This window comes from Aphanizomenon sp. CS-733/32 (assembly GCF_028330045.1).
GTDB lineage: Bacteria > Cyanobacteriota > Cyanobacteriia > Cyanobacteriales > Nostocaceae > Dolichospermum > Dolichospermum gracile.
This window is the reverse complement of record NZ_JAQMSE010000042.1, coordinates 1-6030: the sequence shown is the minus strand read 5'-3', so window position 1 is coordinate 6030 and position 6030 is coordinate 1. Positions and strand designations below refer to the sequence as shown.

Here is a 6030-nt window from a genome sequence, read left to right as displayed (position 1 = left end):
GGCAATTTGCTGAAGTCAATCAAAAGTTTACTGAAGTCAATCAAAAGTTTGCTGAAGTCAACCAAAAACTAGAAACTATTGATGGTAGACTAAATAAACTGGAATTCGGACAAGCAGAACTATCAGGGGAAATTAAAACCCTAGACGAAAAAGTTATTGGTATTGATAAAAGACTAGATAACCAAGAATTTATTAATCGTGGAGTTCTAGTAGCAGTGATTATCGCCTTAATTAGTGGAGTAGTCAAACTCTTCGGTTTCTTTCCCACTGGTAAAATTTGAAAACCTTAATTGATTCTATATGGGATCTTGTTAATGTTTAATAACTTGCGTGGCTTGTCCATACAATCCTACCTGAGTTCGACATACAGCAAGTTGTCATCAAACCCGGAACAAAAACCCCACCCCCAACCCCCTCCCCGCAAGCGATGAGGGGGCTAAGATGTACCTTATATGATTGGAAATCGCTGTAATTCAGATTCTCCTACTTTGCAAGAATTAAATTTAACACTACTGAATCCTTAATTGATGCTAAAACCCTTTTTCCCCGGCTTCCTGTCTTAGAGGATGATTGTTGATAGTTGCATCGGGATTTGGTAGAACAGGTTTTACAAGTAGAATTGATTGAAGGGGATACCAGCGATCGCACTTTATTAGATAATCTGGTGTTGCTGAGTAAAAGTATGATTTTATTATGCCTACGGCACGCTGCGCGAACACGCAGAAACGCTCCGGGTACAGAGAGTAAGAGTTTGAGAGATGGAATTTTCGACTTTCATACCCCAATTCACCAACACCAGATTTACAAGGAATATTCGGTAAGGGTAAAGCTCAGTGGCTAAAGCCGCTGAGAGTGTTAACTATCCCCCTTTATCTTTTTCCTAGGAAACCAATCATCTAAAATGGCGTAAAATACTGGGACAACAAACAAGCTGAGAATAGTAGAACTGACCAAACCACCAGCAATAGATACAGCCATGGGCGATCGCAATTCTGAACCCGCACCTAAACCCAAAGCAATGGGAACCATCCCCAAAATTGTCGCCGCAGTTGTCATCATAATGGGACGCAAACGGACAGGGCCAGCCTTGAGAACTGCCTCAGTTCTTTCTAGTCCAGAATCTCTTAACTGATTAATGTAATCTACAATTAAGATGGCATTTTTGTTAGTAATCCCCAGCAAAAATACAAAACCAATTAGAGATATCATCCCAAAATCACTTTTTGTAAATAGCAGTGCCAACAACGCCCCCACGATTGCTAAAGGTAAAGAAAGACCAATAACTATGGGGTCTACCCAACTTTTAAATAACCAAACTAACACCACAATAATACAAAGTGCTGATAACCCCAAAGTCGTGCCAAAACTGCCAAAAACCTCATTTTGACGGGCAGAATCTCCACCTAAATTCAAAGAAACACCAGCAGGAATCACAGCTTTAGCTTCTGCTACCACCTGATCAGTCGCATCACCCAAAGTTAAATTTTGACCCAGGTTAGCGCCGATATAAGCTACCCGCTGATTATTCAAACGTTCAATGTGGAAAATAGTATCTTGTTGCACAGATGCACCTGTAATAGTCACATCCACAAACCCTGATATTTTCTCAATTCGGGCTTTTACGGCTTTAGCCGCCGTCGTTAAGGCTTGAAGATCATTACCTTGTAAGGCTATTTGCAGAGGTTTTTGTCCACCTGTGTCTACAAACTGAATATCTTCTACACTTGTAGTTACACCCGCCAATTTTGGCAAAGCAGCGCGGAGTTGGTCTTGTACTTCTGCCGTTTTCACTTCTGAGTCTGTTTTCAGCTTAACGTACAGCGTTCCTTTATTTGGCTCACCTTCACGAGAACCGACAGTAGTAAACACAGTTGCTACTGCGGGAGACTTCCTCACTACTTCTTCCAGTTTCTTAGCAACATCCAAAGAATCGTTTAAAGGATTAGGAATGGGAATAGAAGATGATGAAGCAGCTAAAGCCGCAGCAGACAAAGACGAATTTCCTAATTTATCTTGTTGTCGCGTTTGTCCTGCCTGTCCTCCTGATTGTCCTAGTCCTTCTGGCCTTCCTTGTGCAAGATCCCCAGGAAGACTAGGTAAAGGAGCAGTATAGACAATATTAAATTCTCCTCGATCAAGTTTGGGAATAAACCCTTTGGGAATTAGGGGAATTAGGGCTAAACCAGCTATTAAACTACCCACTGCCAAGCCAACAACTATCAAGCGGTGCTGCAATGACCAGGCTAACAAGTTACGGTAAGCCTGATCAAATTCTAACCAAATTTTACTTTGCTTTTGGGGAGAATTGGATGGTTTCGCTTTGAGCCAGTAAATAGCTAAGACTGGTGATAAGGTTCGGGCGACTAACATGGATGTGAGCATGGCAGCGGAAACTGTAATCCCAAAGGGTTTGAAAAATTGACCAATGACTCCACCCATTAAACCGATAGGCAAAAATACTGCTACCGCTGTCAAAGTGGCTGCGGTGACAGTTAAACCAATTTCATTGGTGGCTATGAGGGCCGCTTCGCGGGGGGTTTTTCCTGCTTCTATATGCCGCATGATGTTTTCTACATCAACGATCGCATCATCTACTATTGAACCAATGACTAAAGCTAAGGCTAACAGGGTGATAGTTTCTAGGTTAAAGCCATATATCGCCATGACGATAAATGTTCCTAACAAAGATATGGGAATGGCTAAGGCAGAAATCAGCGTAGCTCGCCAATTCCATAAAAAGGGGAAGATGACAACTACTGAGAGGATAATGGCTTCAAGCAGTGCATCTATGGTGGAATGGGTGGCGTTGTGAATATATTCAGCTTGGGTAGCAGCTAAGGTGAGGGTGACATCTTTTAAGCTCAACCTTAGCTGTTGTACTTCTTTTTCTACCCGACTGACTACTTCTAGGGTATTGGCATCACCTTTTTTAATTACCTGAAAGGCTAAAGCCTGTTTACCATTGAATCTGACTAAGGTTCCAGATGAGGGTAATAAAACATTCCCTTTTTCCTCCTGAGTGCTGGGCGGGGAAACCCCGCCCCTACGTTCTTGACTCCTGCTGTTGCCATCTCCTAAGAGAGAGACTTTGAGGACTCCTGGTAATTTAGCGATCGCTGGGACAATTTTCTCTTTTGCTAGTTGCTGTAAATTATCAATCTTCCCAGTAGCACTTTCAATGGCATAGCTAACAGCCGCTGATTCGTTCAGATTCAAAGGGATGATTTTTTTAGTGGCATTCTTGGGTAAATTTAATTGATTGACGATTTGAGAAATTTCGTTGGTCGCAGTTTCTAAATTTGTCCCCACCACAAAAGAGGAAATTACAGCAGTTTGACCAGGATAAGTTGATGAACGAATATCCTCAAGTCCTGTCAGTGATTTGAGACTTGCCTCCAGGGGTTTAGTTAATTTTTCTTCCGTATCTAGGGCAGAGGTTAAGGGTGCTTGAGCATTTACCACCACTACCGGAAAGGTGATGTCTGGAAATAAAGCATATTTGAGGGAACTGAATGCCAGGATACCAGCTACCGCTATACCTATCCAGAAACACACTGTCAACCAAGAAAACTTAATCGCTAATTTGGAAATATTGAAGCTTTCCCGTGTAGATTGTGTATTGGTCTGTACCATTTGATAAAATTATTTGAGTCCTTGGTCATTAGTTGTCGGTCTTTTGATCACTGACAACTGACAGGCTAGTATAGAACTTCTAGGGTGAAAATGGTTGGAGAGGTTTAGTCATAGTAAACCTTAACCTTAATTCTTTCGTTCCTTGTTCAAAGTATTCTAAGCAACACCATAGTCTGTATATGGACGCTTGTAGGGCGGATGCAACCCCAACACAATATCTTCTTTGGGAACACCCATTTTTACTAACTCCTCAGCAGGATTTCGGTCTGTCAAATTTTGTTGTAGCCAAATTTTGCCATCTTTAATATCAAAGTGCATGACACTACGATAAACTCAATGTAGTTCTTGCCAGCCTACATTCATCCATTGGTAATGATCCCTTTGGGTATCAAAAATCAGTTGTAGTTCTTCTTCATCATCATCTTTGGCGTAATTAGTTAACAAAGTTTGAATATATTCTCTAAATTTCTCATTCTCATGTCAACTTTGATCTTAGTCCCCCAGGGAGCAGAATATCAAGCCGTCTGTCGCGGATTAAGTCGCGTCCCCAATTCTCAAACCAAGGTATTAGCGATACCAATGGGAATCGAACCAGTGCGGAAATATTTACAACAGTTCACCCATAATCAAGCAAATCGGATGCTGATGATGGGTTTGTGCGGTAGCTTGAGCCAAAAATATCAAATTGGAGATATTGTTTTATATCAAAATTGTCTTTATCAAGGAAATCTGCAAGAGGGCGATAATTCCTTTACCGCAGATATACATAATAAACTTGGGAATAATGTATCTTTAGTCAAAGGGTTAACAAGCGATCGCCTCTTATATAAAGCTACAGAAAAACGCGAGTTCCAAAAACAATCCGGTGCTGACGTTGTAGATATGGAAGGATACGCTTTTCTCGAATTTTTCCAGCAACCATCGGATGCAGTTTCTCCACCAGTACAAGTAGCCATCCTCCGCGTAGTTAGCGATGATGCTCACCATGACATCCCCAATATCACCTCAGCCATTAGCGCAGACGGCTCATTACAACCTTTACCCTTAGCTTGGGAATTAATTCGTCAACCCCTAGCAGCAACTCGATTAATTACGGGTTCATTGAAAGGACTCAAAGCTTTAACAACAGTTACACAACTATTGTTTACGGCTTAAGGCAAGAATGTCCAATAGACCCATAAGATCCCCGACTTCTTAGAGAAGTCGGGGATCTAAACAGAATTTAAACCGGAGAAATGTCTTTTAAGCTAAACTACTGGTGTCAAATTGACTTTAACAATCACATCATTAAAGTCTTTATCACCACCACCACGTAAATCCTCAAAGCCAAAGGTATTATCACCTAACATCCGCACATGATCTACACCATCTGAGTTAGCCCCCATGAAGACGAAGTAAATATCTGGGTTATTATTAGGATTTCTATCAAGTAGGGCATCAAGTGTACCATTAGCCACAAGAAATGGTACATATATAGCACCACCTTGAAGGGTAGTATTGAAACCTGCTGTTCCGCCGTTATTCACGTTCAAACTAACATCAGAAACACGGCCTTTCAGAGCCGCTTGCACATAACCATCCTGTCCTGGGAGGATATCAGCGGTACCATCACCATTAGTATCAATACCGCCATTCCCATCAGTTACGCGATAGAAACCAACGAAATTGTTGTAACTTGCTTCTCGGTAAACAGTAAAATCAGCGGTTACTGCACCAGTAATACCCCGTAAATCCAGCGATTCGCCTTGTGGTTTACTTTGCAAAGCTGTACCCAAAGGCATAGATTTATCATTTGCTTGAATCTGGACTTGGAAATCGTCGAATCCAGTTAGATTACCAGAACCATCTTCCCAATTTAGAGAGAAACTATTAGACCCCAAGTCTGTAATTTTCACAGTAGAAGGGTTGGCAAAGAGAACATTGCCAATGGGTGTGTTCTTATTCAGTACAGAATCGGTTGAACCATCTTTTACTAAATAGAATCTCAAATTGTCATTGGAGTTAAATTCTAATAACCTACCGAGGCTAGTGAGATCAAATCCAGCAGGAAGATTAGTAATAGTAGAGAAAATTATCTGACCTTTTGCTAATGCTTTTTCTGCATAACCAGGTTCCTCTGGGGCAATTCCATCTATTTTACCAGACGCATCATCAACAGCAAATACTCCTATTTCATAGAAACCATTAAAATTGAATCCTGTCAATTTTACTTCTAGTGTCACTTTGCCGTCGTTACCTTTGATATTGAAGACATTATCACCAATTAGTGAGAGGGAATCGTTAACGTTAACAGTTTCCGTGTCAGTGCCAGTGTCAGTTCCCGTGTCAGTTCCCGTGTCAGTGCCGGTTTCAGTTTCCGTGTCAGTGCCAGTGTCGGTTCCCGTGTCAGTGCCAGTG

Annotated in this window: 4 protein-coding genes and 1 pseudogene; 2 read left to right on the top strand and 3 right to left on the bottom strand. The window is 41.5% G+C overall.

Annotation, left to right across the window (positions count from 1 at the left end; translation table 11 throughout):
• Window positions 1–281, top strand: a 281-nt coding sequence (locus PN471_RS03935) for a hypothetical protein (RefSeq protein WP_271775746.1), incomplete at its 5' end; no start/stop codon positions are given.
• 574 nt (window positions 282–855) lie between these two features.
• Here the strand turns inward: PN471_RS03935 and PN471_RS03930 are convergent.
• Entirely contained in the window at window positions 856–3633 is a 2778-nt protein-coding gene (locus PN471_RS03930; protein WP_271775745.1) for an efflux RND transporter permease subunit, read from the bottom strand.
• Window positions 3634–3789: 156 nt separating this feature from the next.
• Window positions 3790–4086: pseudogene (locus tag PN471_RS03925) on the bottom strand (XisI protein).
• 24 nt (window positions 4087–4110) lie between these two features.
• Between PN471_RS03925 and PN471_RS03920 the strand changes: the two are divergent.
• Window positions 4111–4788, top strand: a complete 678-nt coding sequence (locus PN471_RS03920) for a 5'-methylthioadenosine/S-adenosylhomocysteine nucleosidase family protein (RefSeq protein WP_271775744.1) — start codon at window positions 4111–4113, stop codon at window positions 4786–4788.
• Between the two features lie 92 nt (window positions 4789–4880).
• Here PN471_RS03920 and PN471_RS03915 read toward each other — a convergent pair.
• The coding region (locus PN471_RS03915; RefSeq protein WP_271775743.1) for a DUF4114 domain-containing protein at window positions 4881–6030 on the bottom strand (1150 nt) is incomplete at its 5' end.

What these genes read in the sequence shown, in the direction of transcription:
- PN471_RS03920 (WP_271775744.1), top strand. Translation starts at nt 4,111, where the DNA reads ATGTCAACTTTGATCTTAGTCCCCCAGGGAGCAGAATATCAAGCCGTC.
- PN471_RS03930 (WP_271775745.1), bottom strand. Translation starts at nt 3,633, where the DNA reads ATGGTACAGACCAATACACAATCTACACGGGAAAGCTTCAATATTTCC.